Origin of the sequence: Streptomyces sp. NBC_01551 (genome assembly GCF_026339935.1) — a bacterium.
GTDB lineage: Bacteria > Actinomycetota > Actinomycetes > Streptomycetales > Streptomycetaceae > Streptomyces.
Genome location: NZ_JAPEPX010000010.1, coordinates 1 through 17,364, shown reverse-complemented (window position 1 = coordinate 17,364; position 17,364 = coordinate 1). Strand labels below are relative to the sequence as shown.

Annotated in this window: 2 protein-coding genes; both read left to right on the top strand. The window is 73.9% G+C overall.

From position 1 onward, the window contains the following. A partial coding sequence (locus OG982_RS30820; RefSeq protein WP_266950265.1) for a type I polyketide synthase occupies positions 1-14,155 on the top strand: 14,155 nt, incomplete at its 5' end. Positions 14,156-14,301: 146 nt separating this feature from the next. Then, positions 14,302-17,364: type I polyketide synthase (locus tag OG982_RS30815; protein WP_266950264.1), on the top strand; the 3,063-nt coding region annotated here is incomplete at its 3' end.

Genomic DNA, 17,364 nt, shown 5'->3' with positions numbered 1-17,364 from the left:
GAAGCCGGACTTCCTGTCGGGTCACTCGATCGGTGAGATCGCCGCCGCGCATGTTGCGGGTGTGTTCTCGCTGGAGGACGCGTGCACGCTGGTCGCGGCGCGCGGCCGCCTGATGCAGGCGCTGCCCGCGGGTGGGGTCATGATCGCGGTGGAGGCGTCGGAGGACGAGGTCCTGCCGATGCTGACCGACCGCGTCAGCATCGCGGCCGTCAACGGCCCGCGCTCGGTGGTCATCGCCGGTGACGAAGACGCGGCGGCCGCGGTCGCCGAGTCGTTCGCCGACCGGAAGGCCAAGCGGCTGACCGTCAGCCACGCTTTCCACTCGCCCCACATGGACGGCATGCTCGACGCCTTCCGCCAGGTGGCGGAGGGGCTGGCGTACGCGAGCCCCCGGATCCCGGTCGTCTCCAACCTGACCGGCGCGCTGATCACCGACGAGATGGGCTCGGCCGACTTCTGGGTCCGCCACGTCCGCGAGGCGGTCCGCTTCCTGGACGGCGTCCGCGCCCTGGAGGCCGCCGGAGTCACGACGTACCTCGAACTCGGCCCCGACGGCGTGCTCTCCGCGATGGCACAGACCTGCCTGACCGACGACAGCGGCTCCGCGGCCTTCGCCCCCGCCCTGCGCGCGGGACGCGACGAGCCCGAGACCCTGCTCTCGGCGCTTTCCACCGCGTACGTGCGCGGCACCGCCGTCGACTGGCCCGCGTTCTACGCCCCGCTCGGGGTCCGGCGCGTCGACCTGCCGACGTACGCCTTCCAGCGCAGCGTCTACTGGCTCGACGCCGGCCGCGCGGACGGCGACGTCGCGGCGGCCGGGCTCGGCACCGCCGACCACCCGCTGCTCGGCGCCGAGGTCCAACTGCCCGACTCCGACGGCCACCTCTTCACCGGACGGCTGTCGCTGACCACCCACCCCTGGCTCGGGGACCACCGGGTCATGGACTCCGCCCTCCTGCCCGGCACGGCCTTCGTCGAGCTCGCGCTCCGGGCCGGCGAGCACGTCGGCTGCGACCTGGTCGACGAACTCACCCTGGAAGCCCCCCTCGTGCTGCCCGAGCACGGCGGCGTACAGCTGAGGCTCTCCGTCGGAGCGGCCGACGCGTCGGGCCGGCGCCGCAGCCTCACCCTCCACTCCCGTCCCGAGGGCGTGGATCCGGATGCGCCGTGGACGCGGCACGCCGTCGGTGTGCTCGCCACCGGGGCCGACCAGGCCCCGCAGAGCCTCACCGAGTGGCCGCCGGCCGGAGCGGAGGCCGTCCCCGTGGAGGGCCTGTACGAGGGCCTCGCGGAATCCGGATTCGGGTACGGCCCGGTGTTCCAGGGCCTGCGGGCCGCCTGGCGCCAAGACGACACCTACTACGCCGAGGTCGCGCTCCCCGAGGCGGCCGACGACGACGCCGCACGGTTCGGCCTGCACCCCGCCCTCCTCGACGCGTCCCTGCACGCGCTCGGACTGCGCACCGCGGACGCCGCCGGCGGCGAAGGACGGCTCCCGTTCTCCTGGTCCGGTGTCTCCCTGCACGCGGTCGGCGCCTCGGCGCTCCGGGTGCGCCTGACCACCGCCCGCAACGGCGAGGTCGCCCTCACCATCGCCGACACCACGGGGGCCCCGGTGGCCTCGGTCGCCGGCCTGGCCCTGCGATCCGTCAGCCGGGACCAGCTCGACACCACGCCGGACCTGACCCGTGACGCCCTGTTCCGTGTGGAGTGGGCGGAGGCGGCCGGTGGCGGCTCCTTCGACGACTGGCTGATGTGGGGTGAGGAGGACGGGACTCCGGCGGCGCTGGTGGTGCCGTGCGTGGAGCCGACCGGCGGCGATGTCGTCGGCGCGGTGCACGCCGGGACGGCCCGGGTGCTGGGTCTGCTGAACGACTGGCTGGCCGACGAGCGGTCGGCGCAATCGCGTCTGGTGTTCCTGACCCGGGGCGCGGTGGCCGCCGTACCGGGTGAGGACGTGTCCGACCTGGCGCACGCGCCGGTGTGGGGTCTGGTGCGCTCGGCGCAGTCGGAGAACCCGGGCCGTCTCGTCCTGGTCGACATCGACGCCGAGGGTGACGTCGAGGCCGGGCTGTCGGCCGCGCTGGCCTCGGGCGAGTCCGAGGTCGCGGTGCGGGGTGGCGCGGTTCTGGTGCCGAGGCTGGCGCGTACGGCGGTCGCCGCTGGTGCGGGCGTCGAGTGGGATGCCGATGGCACGGTGTTGGTGACGGGTGCGAGTGGTTCGCTGGGCGGGCTGTTTGCCCGGCATCTGGTCGCCGAGCACGGTGTTCGGCGTCTGCTGCTGGTGAGCCGTCGTGGTGAGGCGGCGGAGTTGTCGGCCGAGCTCGTCGGTCTGGGCGCTGAGGTGTCGTGGGCGGCGTGTGATGTGGCCGACCGTGAAGCGCTGGCCGCGGTACTCGCCGGCGTTCCTGCGGAGCACCCGCTGACGGCGGTCGTGCACACGGCCGGTGTCCTTGACGACGGTGTGGTCGGTTCGCTGACCGCCGAGCGTCTGTCGGCCGTACTCCGGCCGAAGGTCGATGCGGCGTGGAACCTGCACGAGCTCACCCAGGACCTGGACCTCTCCGCGTTCGTGCTGTTCTCCTCGGCCGCTGGTGTCTTCGGTGGCGCCGGCCAGGCCAACTACGCGGCGGGCAACACCTTCCTGGACGCCCTGGCCGCCCACCGCCGGGCCCAGGGTCTGGCCGCCACCTCCCTCGCCTGGGGCCTGTGGACCGGGGTCGGCGGCATGGGCGGTGACCTGGCCGACGGCGACCGCGACCGCATCAACCGCGGCGGCATCGGCGTCCTCGCGCCGGAGACCGGCCTCGCCCTCTTCGACGCGGCCCGCCGCACGGACGACCCGCTGCTCGTACCCCTCCCGCTCGACCTGGCCGCCCTCCGCGCCCAGGCACGCACCGGCATGGTTCCCGACCTGCTGCGCGGCCTGGTCCGCGTACCGGCACGCCGGGCGGTCGGCCAGGGTGCCACGGCCGACGGGGCCGCGCTCCGTACGCGGCTGTCCGCGCTGCCCGCCGAAGAGCGGGAGGCGGCCCTGCTGGAGACGGTCCGGGCCGAGGTGGCCGCCGTACTCGGCCACGCCTCGACCGACGAGGTGCCGGCCGACCGGGCGTTCAAGGAGCTCGGCTTCGACTCCCTGACCTCGGTCGAGCTGCGCAACCGCCTCGGCGCCGCCATCGGCGAACGGCTGCCCGCCACGCTCGTCTTCGACTACCCCACGCCGAGCGCGCTCGCGGCGTACCTGCGGACCGAGGTCCTGGGCCTGTCCCTGACCCCGGACGAGGAGACGGCCGCCGCGGCCACCGCCGTGCCCGCGTCCCTCGGCGCCGCGCTCCACGACGACCCCATCGCGATCGTCGGCATGAGCTGCCGCTACCCCGGCGGGGTCGAAACCCCCGAGGACCTGTGGCGCCTGGTGGTGGGTGGCACCGACGCCATCTCGGAGTTCCCGCAGGGCCGCGGCTGGGACCTGGAGTCCCTCTACGACCCGGACCCGGACGGCAAGGGCACCAGCTACACCCGCTCCGGCGGCTTCCTCCACGACGCGGGCCGGTTCGACCCGGCGTTCTTCGGGATCTCGCCGCGCGAGGCCGTGGCCATGGACCCGCAGCAGCGACTGCTGCTGGAGACCTCGTGGGAGGCGTTCGAGCGGGCCGGCATCGACCCGGCCACCATGCGGGGCAGCCGCACCGGCGTCTTCGCGGGCATCATGTACCACGACTACGCCACCCGGATCACCTCCGTGCCCGACGGCGTCGAGGGGTACCTCGGCACCGGCAACTCCGGCAGCATCGCCTCGGGCCGCGTCTCGTACGCCTTCGGCCTGGAAGGCCCTGCGGTCACCGTCGACACGGCCTGCTCCTCCTCCCTCGTCGCCCTGCACTGGGCGATCCAGGCGCTGCGGGGCGGCGAATGCACCATGGCACTGGCCGGCGGCGTCACCGTCATGTCGACGCCGGGCACCTTCACCGAGTTCAGCCGCCAGCGCGGGCTGGCCGCCGACGGCCGCATCAAGTCCTTCGCCGCGGCCGCCGACGGCACCAGCTGGGCCGAGGGCGCGGGCATGCTGCTCGTCGAGCGGCTGTCGGACGCCCGCCGCAACGGCCACCCGGTACTGGCCGTGGTCCGGGGCTCCGCGATCAACCAGGACGGCGCCTCCAACGGCCTGACTGCCCCGAACGGTCCGTCCCAGCAGCGCGTCATCCGCCAGGCCCTGGCCTCCGGCGGACTGACCAGCGAGCAGATCGACGTGGTCGAGGCGCACGGCACGGGTACGACCCTGGGCGACCCGATCGAGGCACAGGCGCTGCTGGCGACGTACGGCCGGGAGCGTGCGGCGGACGAGCCGCTGTGGCTGGGCTCGATCAAGTCCAACATGGGCCACACGCAGGCCGCCGCCGGTGTCGCGGGCATCATCAAGATGATCATGGCGATGCGGCACGGGGTCCTGCCCAAGACGCTGCACGTGGACGAGCCGACCCCACACGTGGACTGGGAGGACGGCGCCGTCACGCTGCTCACCGAGAACACGCCGTGGCCGGAGACGGGCCGCCCGCGCCGGGCCGGTGTGTCGTCGTTCGGCATCAGCGGCACCAACGCCCACACCATCATCGAGCAGGCTCCGGAGGAGGCGGCTGTGACCGCCGCCGACGGCGATGGCGTGCCGGTGCTGCCGTACGTGCTGTCCGCCAGGTCGGCGGACGCGCTGCGCGGCCAGGCGGCCCGCCTGCGGACGCACCTGGGGGAGCCGGCCGAGCTGCGGGCCACCGACGTGGCCTACTCACTGGCGACCCGGCGCGCCGCCTTCGACCACCGTGCGGTGGTCGTGGCCGGCGACCGCGAGGAACTGCTGCGCGGGCTGGAGGCGCTGGGGAAGAACGACCTGGCCAACGCTGCCGTGACGCGGGGCACGGTGGGCGCTGCCGGAACCGGGAAGCTTGCGTTCCTGTTCACGGGGCAGGGCAGCCAGCGGCTGGGCATGGGGCGTGAGCTGTACGAGGCGTACCCGGTGTTCGCCGCCGCGCTGGACGCGGTGTGCGGGCAGCTGGAACTGCCCCTGAAGGACGTGCTGTTCGGCTCGGACTCCGCGGTTCTGGACCGTACGGAGTTCACCCAGCCGGCGTTGTTCGCGGTCGAGGTGGCGTTGTTCCGGCTGCTGGAGTCGTGGGGTGTGAAGCCGGACTTCCTGTCCGGTCACTCCATCGGCGAGATTGCCGCCGCGCATGTCGCGGGTGTGTTCTCGCTGGAGGACGCGTGCACGCTGGTCGCGGCTCGTGGCCGTCTGATGCAGGCGCTCCCGGCCGGTGGTGTGATGATCGCGCTCCAGGCGTCCGAGGACGAGGTGCTGCCGCTGCTGACCGAGCGCGTGAGCATCGCGGCGGTCAACGGTCCCCGGTCGGTCGTCGTCGCGGGTGACGAGGACGCGGCGGTCGCGATCGCCGAGGCCTTCCCGGACCGCAAGTCCAAGCGGCTGACCGTCAGCCACGCCTTCCACTCGCCGCACATGGACGGCATGCTCGCCGACTTCCGCAAGGTCGCCGAGGAACTGTCGTACGGCGCCCCGCGCATCCCGGTCGTCTCCAACCTCACCGGCGCGCTCGTCTCGGACGAGATGGCATCGGCAGACTTCTGGGTCCGCCATGTCCGCGAGGCGGTCCGCTTCCTCGACGGCATCCGCGCCCTGGAAGCCGCCGGAGCCACGACGTACCTCGAACTCGGCCCCGACGGCATCCTCTCCGCCATGGCCCAGGACTGCCTGACCGCGGACGGGGCCCGCTTCGCGCCCGCCCTCCGCACCGGTCGGCCCGAGTCCGAGACCCTGAGCAACGCCCTCGCCCTCGCCCACACCCACGGTGCGACGCTGGACTGGGAGGCGTACTTCGCCCCGACCGCCGCACGCCAGGTCGAGCTGCCCACGTACGCCTTCCAGCGCGACTGGTACTGGCTCGACTCGGCACCCACCGCACAGAACACGCCGGGCGACGCCGCAGGCTTCGGCCTCGGCACGACGGACCACCCGCTGCTCGGCGCGGCCGTCGAACTGCCCGACTCGGACGGGTTCCTCTTCACCGGCCGGCTCTCGTCGACCACCCACCCCTGGCTCGCGGACCACGCGGTGCTCGGCTCGGTGCTCCTGCCGGGCACGGCCTTCGTGGAACTGGCCGTCCGAGCCGGCGACCAGGTCGGCTGCGACGTCCTGGAGGAGCTGACCCTGGAGGCCCCGCTCGTCCTGCCCGAGCGCGGCGGAGTCCAGCTGCGGCTGTCCGTCGCCGGAGCCGACGAATCCGGCCGACGTGCCCTGTCGCTGTACTCCCGTGACGAGGACAGCCCCGCCGACGAGCCGTGGACGCGGCACGCCGCCGGCGTCCTCACCACCGGCGACGCCTCGACCCCGGCAGCCGACCTCACGGTCTGGCCGCCGACCGGAGCCGAACCGGTGGACATCGACGGCCTCTACGAAGGCCTCGCCGCGGCCGGATTCGACTACGGCCCCGCCTTCCAGGGCCTGCGCTCGGCCTGGCTCCACGGCGACGCGGTGTACGCGGAGGTGAGCCTGGACGAGGCGACCGCGGAAGCGGCCGACTGGTTCGGTCTCCACCCGGCGCTCCTGGACGCGACCCTCCACGCGGCCGGTCTCGGCGCGCTCGTCGAGAAGACCGGCCAGGGACGGCTCCCGTTCGCCTGGAGCGGTGTCCGGCTGCACGCGGCCGGCGCCTCCGCGGTACGGGTCCGCCTGGCCCCGGCCGGCCGCGACGCGGTCGCGCTGGAGCTCGCCGACCTGGCGGGCGCACCGGTGGCCTCGGTCGAGTCGCTCGTGCTGCGGGCGGTCTCGCCCGAGCAGATCGGGGCGGCGCGCGGCGGTCGTCTGGAGTCTTTGTTCCAGGTCGGGTGGGCGGCAGTGCCGCTCGCCCCGGTGTCCGCGTCGGAGCAGCGTCCCTGGGCGCTGCTGGGGGACGCTCACGCCGGTCTGGATGCGGTGGGTGTGCGCTACGAGGCGCACAGCGGTGGGCTCGCGACGCTCGCGGACCCGGCGCTGGTGTGCGTGCCGCTGTCCTGGGTCAGTGATCCGGAGGGTGTGGCGGGTGCGGTGCACGCGGAGACGGGTCGGGTGCTGGAGCTGCTGAAGGAGTGGCTGGCCGAGGATCGTTTCGCGGATGCGCGTCTGGTGTTCCTGACCCAGGGTGCGGTGGAAGCCGTACCGGGTGAGGGCGTGTCCGACCTGGTGCGGGCTTCGGTGTGGGGTCTGGTGCGTTCGGCGCAGTCGGAGAATCCGGGGCGGATCGTCCTGGCCGACACGGACGGCACCGATGCCTCCTACCGCGCGCTGCCCGCCGTATTGGCTTCGGGTGAGTCCGAGGTCGCGGTGCGGGGTGGTTCGGTTCTGGTGCCGAGGCTGGCGCGTACGGCGGTCGCCGCTGGTGCGGGCGTCGAGTGGGATGCCGATGGCACGGTGTTGGTGACGGGTGCGAGTGGTTCGCTGGGCGGGCTGTTTGCCCGGCATCTGGTCGCTGAGCACGGTGTGCGTCGTCTGCTGCTGGTGAGCCGTCGTGGTGAGGCGGCGGAGTTGTCGGCCGAGCTTGTCGGTCTGGGCGCTGAGGTGTCGTGGGCGGCGTGTGATGTGGCCGACCGGGACGCGCTGGCCGCCGTACTCGCCGGCGTTCCTGCGGAGCACCCGCTGACGGCGGTCGTGCACACGGCGGGTGTCCTTGATGACGGTGTGGTCGGTTCGCTGACGGCCGCGCGTCTGTCGGCGGTGCTGCGTCCGAAGGTGGATGCGGCGTGGAACCTGCACGAGCTCACCCAGGACCTGGACCTCTCCGCGTTCGTGCTGTTCTCGTCTGCCGCCGGTGTGTTCGGTGGCGCGGGGCAGGCCAACTACGCGGCGGGCAACACCTTCCTGGACGCCCTGGCCGCGCACCGTCGGGCCCAGGGTCTGGCGGCCACGTCCCTGGCTTGGGGTCTGTGGGCCGAGGTCGGTGGCATGGGTGGTGCTCTGGACGCCGAGGACGTGTCCCGACTCGGCCGTGGCGGTGTCAACGCCCTCACCGCCGTTGAAGGCACGGCGTTGTTCGACGCCGCCTGCGCCGCCGGGCAGCCGCTGCTCGTGCCGGTCAAGCTCGACCTGGCCGCCCTCCGGGCCCAAGCCGGCAGCGGGATGCTCCCGCCGCTGCTCTCGGGCCTGGTCCGCACGCCCGCTCGCCGCGCCGCCGACACCACCGCACCCGACGCATCCGGACCGGCGGCACGCCTCGTCGGCCTGACGGACGCCGAACAGCTGCTCTTCGTACTGGACTTGGTACGTAATCAGGTCGCTGCGGTGCTCGGCCACGCCGGGCCCGAGGCGGTCGAGGCCGACCGTTCCTTCCGCGAGCTGGGCTTCGACTCCCTGACCGCCGTCGAGCTGCGCAACCTGATCGGCGCCGCCACCGGGCTGCGCCTGCCCGCCACCCTCGTCTTCGACTACCCGACCTCCACGGTCCTGGCCGACCACCTGCGGGCCGAGCTGCTCGGAACGGTGCCGGCCGCGCCGTCCGCACCGGTGGCCGTCGCGGTCCGCGACGACGAGCCGATCGCGATCGTGGGTCTGGGCTGCCGGTACCCCGGTGGCGTCGAGAGCCCGGAAGCCCTGTGGCAGCTCGTCCTGGAGGGTCGGGACGTCATCTCCGGGTTCCCCGACGACCGCGGCTGGGACGTCGACGCCCTCTTCGACACCGACCCCGGCCACGAGGGCACGAGCTATGCCCGCGAGGGCGGCTTCCTCTCCGACGCCTCCGCCTTCGACCCGGCGTTCTTCGGGATCTCGCCGCGCGAAGCCGTGGCCATGGACCCGCAGCAGCGCCTGCTCCTGGAAACCTCCTGGGAGGCGTTCGAACGGGCCGGCATCGACCCGCGGACCCTGCGCGGCAGCCGGACCGGCGTTTTCGCCGGCGTCATGTACCACGACTACGCCTCCCGGCTCGCGGCACTGCCCGAAGGCGTCGAGGGCTTCCTCGGCACGGGCAACGCGGCCAGCGTGATCTCCGGCCGGCTCTCGTACACCTTCGGCCTGGAGGGCCCGGCGGTCACCGTCGACACCGCCTGCTCCTCCTCCCTGGTGGCCCTGCACCTCGCCGTGCAGGCGCTGCGCAGCGGGGAATGCTCGCTCGCCCTGGCGGGCGGCGTGACCGTGATGGCGACTCCCGCGGCCTTCGTGGAGTTCAGCCGGCAGCGGGGCCTCGCGGCCGACGGCCGCTGCAAGGCGTTCTCCGCCGACGCCGACGGCACGGGCTGGTCCGAAGGCGCCGGGGTGCTCCTGGTGGAGCGCCTCTCCGACGCCCGCCGCAACGGGCACCCGGTGCTGGCCGTGGTCCGGGGTACGGCGATCAACCAGGACGGCGCGAGCAACGGCCTGACGGCCCCCAACGGGCCCTCGCAGCAACGCGTCATCCGCCAGGCCCTCTCCAACGCCGGTCTGTCCGCCGCCGACGTCGACGCGGTGGAGGCCCACGGCACGGGCACGACCCTCGGCGACCCGATCGAGGCCCAGGCGCTCCTGGCCACCTATGGGCAGGACCGCCCGGCGGACCGGCCGCTGCTCCTCGGCTCGATCAAGTCCAACATGGGCCACACGCAGGCCGCCGCCGGTGTCGCCGGGATCATCAAGATGGTCATGGCGATGCGGCACGGGGTCCTGCCCAAGACGCTGTACGTGGACCAGCCGACCCCGCACGTCGACTGGGCGGCGGGAGCCGTGAGCCTTCTGGACTCGGCCACGGACTGGCCGCGGACGGGCCGCCCGCGCCGGGCCGCCGTCTCCTCGTTCGGCTTCAGCGGCACCAACGCCCACGCCGTCATCGAGCAGGCCCCCGAGCCGGTGGAGCCCGAGGCGGGGACCGTGCCGGCCCGGGTGCCGGGCAGCCTGCCGTGGCTCCTCTCGGCGAAGGACCCGCAGGCCCTGCGCGACCAGGCCGCGCGCCTGGCGGCGCATGTGGTCGAGCACCCCGAACTGTCCCTCGTGGACGTCGGCCACGCCCTGGCCACGAGCAGGACCGCCCTCGACCGGCGCGCCGCCGTGGTCGCGGAGGACCGCGAGGGCTTCCTGGCCGGTCTCGCCGCGCTCGCCGAGGGCGAGTGGGCGGCCGGCCTGCTGGAAGGCTCGCCGACCGTCGGCAAGCTGGCGTTCCTGTTCACCGGACAGGGCAGCCAGCGGCTGGGCATGGGGCGTGAGCTGTACGAGACCTACCCGGTCTTCGCCGCCGCCCTGGACGCGGTGGGCGAGCGACTGGACCTCGAACTGCCGCTGAAGGAGGCCCTGTTCGGAGACGAAGCGGACCTGCTCGACCGTACGGAGTACGCGCAGCCGGCCCTGTTCGCGGTCGAGGTGGCGCTGTTCCGTCTGCTGGAGTCGTACGGCGTGCAGCCGGACTACCTGTCCGGCCACTCCATCGGCGAGATAGCCGCCGCGCACGTCGCCGGGGTGCTGTCCCTGGACGACGCGTGCGCCCTGGTCGCGGCCCGTGGCCGCCTGATGCAGGCGCTGCCCGCCGGCGGCGTGATGATCGCCGTGCAGGCGTCGGAGGACGAGGTCCTGCCGCTGCTGACCGACCGCGTCAGCATCGCGGCCGTCAACGGCCCGCAGTCCGTGGTCGTCGCGGGCGACGAGGACGCCGCGACGGCGATCGCCGAGTCGTTCCCCGACCGGAAGACCAAGCGGCTGACCGTCAGCCACGCCTTCCACTCGCCCCACATGGACGGCATGCTCGACGCCTTCCGCGAGGTCGTCGAGGGGCTGACGTACGCGAGCCCCCGCATCCCGATCGTGTCCAACCTGACCGGCGCCCTCGTCACCGACGACGAGATGGGTTCCGCCGACTTCTGGGTCCGGCACGTCCGCGAGGGCGTCAGGTTCCTCGACGGCATCCGCGCCCTGGAGGACGCGGGAGCCGCCACCTACCTCGAACTCGGCCCCGAGGCCGTCCTCTCCGCACTCGCGCAGGACTGCCTCACCCGCGACGGTGCGGCCTTCCTCCCCGTCCTGCGCGCGGAGCGCCCCGAGGAAGCCACCCTCGGTTCGGCCCTCGCCCAGGCGCACCTGCGGGGCATCGCCGTCGACTGGGACGCGTACTACACGGGCACCGGCGCACGCAGGGCCGACCTGCCCACGTACCCCTTCCAGCGCCAGCGCTACTGGCTGGAGGCGCCCGCCCACGCCCTCAGTGGCGACGTCGCGTCCGCCGGGCTCGGCCCGACCGCGCATCCGCTCCTCGGCGCGGCGGTCGACCTGCCCGACTCGGACGGGTTCCTCTTCACCGGGCGGCTCTCCCTGCGCACCCACTTCTGGCTGGCCGACCACCGCGTCGCGGGCACCGTCCTGCTGCCGGGCGCCGCGCTGGTCGAACTGGCCGTCCGTGCGGGCGACCACGCCGGCTGCGGGCGCCTGGACGAGCTGACCCTCGAAGCGCCCCTGGTGCTGACGGAGACGGGCGGGACGCAGCTGCGGCTCGCGGTGGCCGAGCCGGACGCGCAGGGGCGCCGGGCCTTCCAGGTCTACTCGCGCCCCGAGCAGACCGCCCCCGACGAGCCGTGGACCCGTCACGCCGACGGCGTCCTGGCCCCCGAGGCCACGGACACCGGCATCGAGGCCCTGGGGGAGTGGCCGCCGGCCGGTGCCGTCGCCTGCCCCGTTGACGACCTGTACCCGGGCTTCGACGGCATCGGACTCGGCTACGGCCCCGCCTTCCGCAACCTCCGCCGGGCCTACCGGCTCGGGGACGAGGTGTTCGCCGAGGTCACCCTCGACGAGGACCGCCTCCCGGAAGCCGCCCCGTACGGTCTCCACCCCGCGCTCCTCGACGCCGCCCTGCACGCCGTCGGCCTCGGGGAGTTCTTCCCCGAGGGCCCGCAGGGCGCGCGGCTGCCGTTCTCCTGGGACGGCGTGCGGCTGCACGCCGCCGGCGCTGCCGGATTGCGCGTACGGATGGCACCGGCGGGCCGGGACGCGGTGACGCTGACCCTGTGGGACGGGAGCGGGGAGCCGGTCCTGACCGTCGACTCGCTCGTCCTGCGCCCCTTCGCCGCCGACGGCATCGCTGCCGCCGCCGGTTCCGGTACCGGACCCGTACGCGAGGCGCTGTTCCAGGTCGACTGGACCGCCCTGACGCTGCCCGAAGCCGCGCCGGAGTCCGGTGCCGGCTGGGCGCTGCTCGGCGCGGACCCGCTCAAGACCGGCGCCGGCCTGGAACGGGCCGGGATCCTCGACGACGCCTGCGGATCGGCGTACCCGGACCTGAACGCCCTGGGCGAGGCCTTCGACGTGGCCGAGGCCCTGGGGGAGCCGGCACCGGAGACGGTCCTCGTCTCGCCGGCGCCCGACCTCGCGGCACCGGATGCGGCCTCGGCCGCGCACGCCGCGACCGCGCACGCCCTGGACCTCGTCCAGGGGTGGCTGGCGGACGAGCGGTTCGCGGCCTCCCGGCTCGCGGTCGTCACCCGCGGGGCCGTCGCCGCCGACCCCGACGAGGACGTCACGGACCTCGCGCACGCCGCCGTGTGGGGCCTGGTGCGCTCCGCGCAGGCCGAGCACCCCGGCCGGTTCGTCCTGGTCGACCTCGACGGCGAGGCCCCCTCCTACGGGGCCCTGCCCGCCGCGCTCGCCACCGACGAGACCCAGCTCGCCCTGCGCGGGGGGACCGTACGGGCGCCCCGGCTGGCCCGCGCGGCCCTCACCCCGCCCGCGCCCGCGGCCGCAGCCGAGGGCGAGGGCGAGGGCGAGGGCGAGGGCGCCACCCGCGCCGTCGACCCCGAGGGCACCGTCCTGATCACCGGGGCCACCGGCACCCTGGGCGGCCTGTTCGCCCGGCACCTCGTCGCCGAGCACGGCGTACGTCACCTGCTGCTCACCAGCCGGCGGGGCGCGGCGGCGGACGGCGCCACCGAACTCGCCGATCAGCTGGTCGCGTCGGGTGCCCGGGTCACCTGGGCGGCCTGCGACGCGGCCGACCGGGACGCGCTGGCCGCCCTGCTGGCCTCCGTACCGGCCGGACACCCGCTGACGGCCGTCGTGCACACCGCCGGTGTGCTCGACGACGGCACCGTCACCTCGCTCACGCACGAGCGGGTCGCGAAGGTGCTGCGGCCCAAGGCCGACGCGGCATGGAACCTGCACGAGCTGACCCGGCACCTCGACCTGGCGGCGTTCGTCCTGTTCTCCTCGGCGGCCGGCGTGTTCGGCAACGCCGGACAGGCCAACTACGCGGCCGGCAACACCTTCCTCGACGCGCTCGCCCAGCACCGCCGGGCCCAGGGCCTGGCGGGCCTCTCGCTCGCGTGGGGCCTGTGGGACGACGAGGCCGGCATGGCCGCCACCCTCGACGACCAGGACCGGCGCCGCCTCGGCCGCGGCAGCATGAACGCGCTGTCGGAGGCCGACGGGCTGGCCCTCTTCGACGCTGCCCTGCGGGCGTCGACGGCCGCGGTCGCCGAGGCCGGGGAGCCGGGGAGCGCGAGCCTGCTCGTGCCCGCCCGGATCGACCTCGCCGCCCTCCAGGCCCAGGTGGGCGACACCGTCGCCCCGCTGCTGCGCGGCCTGCTCCGTACACCCGTACGACGCAGGACGAGCGGCGGCGCCTCCGCGGACGCCCCGGGGACGCTGGCCGATCGGCTGGCCCAACTCCCGCCCGCCGAACGGGACCGGGTGCTGCTCGACACGGTCTGCACCCACGTCGCCCAGGTACTGGGCCACAACGGCGCGGCCGCCATCGAACCGGGCAGCGCGTTCAAGGAGCTGGGCTTCGACTCGCTGACCGCCGTCGAGCTGCGCAACCGGCTCGGCGCTGCCACCGGACTCCGGCTCCCGGCCACGCTCATCTTCGACTACCCGACCCCCGAACAGCTCAGTGGATACCTGCGCTCCGCCCTGCCCCTCGGCGCCGGCGGACCCACCGTCTTCGGTGAACTCGACCGGCTGGAAAGCGCGTTGGGCGCGGTGGACGCGACGGACGCGGACAGCGTCACCCGCTCGCGGATCACGATGCGCCTCCAGGCCCTCATGGCCAAGTGGAACGCCGGCCAGGACACCGGACGGCGCACCGGCACCGACGAGGACACCGACGACGACCTCGACGCGGTGACCGACGACGAGCTCTTCGACCTGCTCGACGACGAACTCGGCGCCTGAGCACGCCGGGCGGGGCACCCGCCCCGCCCGGCACCCCGAACACCCCGAACACCCCGAACACCCCGAACACCCCGAACACCCCGAACACCCCGAACACCCCACGGACAGACCCGTACGACCGCCTCTCTGGCATGGAGCCCACGCACATGGTGAACGAGGACAAGCTTCGCGACTACCTCAAGCGGGCGACCGCCGATCTGCGCCAGGCCCGCAGGCGGTTGCGCGAGGTGGAGGAGCAGAACCAGGAACCCGTCGCGATCGTCGCGATGAGCTGCCGCTACCCGGGCGGCGTCCGCAGCCCCGAGGACCTGTGGCGGCTCGTCGCCGACGGTGACGACGCCGTCTCCGGGTTCCCCGTCGACCGGGGCTGGGACGTGGAGTCGCTCTACGACGCCGACCCCGACAGCGCCGGATCCAGCTACGTCAGCGAGGGCGGCTTCCTCTACGACGCCGCCCGCTTCGACCCCGCCCCCTTCGGCATCTCCCCGCGCGAGGCCCTGGCCATGGACCCGCACCAGCGGCTCCTGCTGGAGACCTCCTGGGAGGCGTTCGAGCGGGCCGGCATCGACCCGACGTCCCTGCGCGGCAGCCGGACGGCCGTCTTCGCCGGCGTCATGTACCACGACTACACCGCCCGCCTCGACTCCGTCCCCGAAGGCGTCGAGGGCTTCCTCGGCACCGGCAGCTCCGGCAGCATCGCCTCCGGCCGCGTCGCGTACACCTTCGGCCTCGAAGGCCCCGCCGTCACCGTCGACACGGCCTGCTCGTCCTCCCTGGTCACCCTGCACCTCGCGGTGCAGGCCCTGCGGGCGGGGGAGTGCACCATGGCCCTCGCCGGCGGGGTCACCGTGATGGCGACCCCGGCCACCTTCACCGAGTTCAGCCGCCAGCGCGGCCTGGCCGCCGACGGCCGCTGCAAGCCCTTCGCGGCCGCCGCCGACGGCACCGGCTGGGGCGAGGGCGTCGGCATGCTGCTCGTGGAGCGGCTGTCGGACGCGCAGCGCAACGGACACCCGGTGCTGGCCGTGATCCGCGGCTCCGCGATCAACCAGGACGGCGCGAGCAACGGCCTGACGGCCCCCAACGGGCCCTCGCAGCAGCGCGTCATCCACCAGGCGCTCACCAACGCCCGCCTCACCACCGCCGAGGTGGACGTCGTGGAGGCGCACGGCACGGGTACGACCCTGGGCGACCCGATTGAGGCGCAGGCCGTGCTCGCGACGTACGGGCAGGACCGGCCGGCGGACCGGCCGCTGCTGCTCGGCTCCATCAAATCCAACATCGGTCACACCCAGGCCGCGGCCGGTGTCGCGAGCATCATCAAGATGGTCGAGGCGATGCGGCACGGCGTCGTCCCCAAGACCCTCCACCTCGACGAGCCGACCCCGCACGTGGACTGGGAGGCGGGCGCCGTCTCCTTGATCGGCGAGAGCGTCCCCTGGCCGCGGACCGGTGCCCCGCGTCGTGCGGGTGTGTCGTCGTTCGGGTTCAGCGGGACGAACGCGCATGTGATCGTGGAGCAGGCGCCGGAGGCGGACGCGGATACGGCTGAGTCCGTTGAGCCGGATGTTCGTTCTGGGATGCCGGTGGTGCCGTGGGTGCTGTCGGGCAAGAGCGCGGGGGCGTTGCGGGCGCAGGCGGAGCGGCTGTCCGGCTGGCTGGCGGGTGTGCCGGGTGTGGATCCGCTGGATGTGGGCTGGTCGTTGGCGGCGACGCGTGCGGGGCTGGATCACCGGGCCGTCGTTCTCGGCGATCACGCTGCCGGTGTGGCTGCGGTTGCGTCGGGTTCGCTGGCCGCTGGTGTGGTGACCGGGTCCGTGGTCGGTGGCAAGACCGCCTTCGTGTTCCCGGGTCAGGGCTCGCAGTGGGTGGGCATGGCGGCGGGGCTGCTCGACGCCTCGCCCGAGTTCGCCGCGCGGGTGGATGAGTGTGCGAAGGCGCTGGAGCCCTTCACCGACTGGTCGTTGGTGGATGTGCTCCGGGGTGCCGATGGCGTGCCCTCGCTCGACCGGGTGGATGTCGTGCAGCCGGCTCTGTTCGCGGTGATGGTGTCGTTGGCTGAGGTGTGGCGTTCGGCGGGTGTGCGTCCGGGTGCGGTGATCGGGCATTCGCAGGGTGAGATCGCGGCCGCCTGCGTCGCCGGGATCTTGTCCCTGGAGGACGCGGCTCGTGTCGTGGCTTTGCGGAGTCAGGCGATCGGGCGGGTGCTGGCCGGCTTGGGCGGCATGGTGTCCGTGCCGCTGCCCGCTGCCGAGGTACGTGAGCGGATCGCGCCGTGGGGTGAGGAGCGGATTTCCGTCGCTGCCGTCAACGGCCCGTCTTCCGTGGTCGTCTCCGGCGAGGTCCAGGCCCTGGAGGAGCTCCTCGCCTCGTGTGAGGCGGACGGGGTTCGTGCCAAGCGGATCGCGGTGGACTACGCCTCGCATTCGGCGCAGGTGGAGCTGCTCCGTGAGGAGCTCGACACCCTTCTCGCCCCGATCGTTCCGCAGGCGGCGGAGGTTCCGTTCCTGTCCACGGTCACCGGCGAATGGGTCAGCGGCACCGAGCTGGATGCCGGTTACTGGTTCCGCAACCTGCGTCAGACAGTCGAGCTGGAGCAGGCGACCCGCACGCTCCTGGAGCAGGGCTTCGGTGTGTTCATCGAGTCGAGTCCGCACCCGGTGCTGACCGTCGGCATGCAGGAGACCGTCGAGGACGCGGGCCGCGAGGCTGCGATCCTGGGCTCCCTGCGCCGCAACGAGGGCGGTCTGGAGCGTTTCTGGCTCTCCTTGGGTGAGGCCTACGTCCGCGGCGTGACGGTCGACTGGGACGCGGTCTTCGCCGGCACCGGCGCCCAGCGCGTCGACCTGCCCACCTACGCCTTCCAGCAGGAGCACTTCTGGCTCGAAAGCGGTACCGCCCCGGACGCCGGCCCCGCCGTGTCCCCGGCCGACACCGCCGACGCCCACTTCTGGGAGGCCGTCGAGCGCCAGGACGTGGCCGCCCTCACCGCCGAGCTGGCCATCGACGGGGACGAGACGCTCACCGCTCTCCTGCCCGCGCTGTCCTCCTGGCGGCGCCGTCGGCAGGAGCGCTCCACGGTCGACGGCTGGCGCTACCGGATCACCTGGAAGCCGGCTCCCGAGCCCGCCGCCACCCGTCTCACCGGCACTTGGCTCGTCGCGGTCCCGGAGGCCGGTGAGGGAGCCGACGCCGTCGTGCGCGCGCTC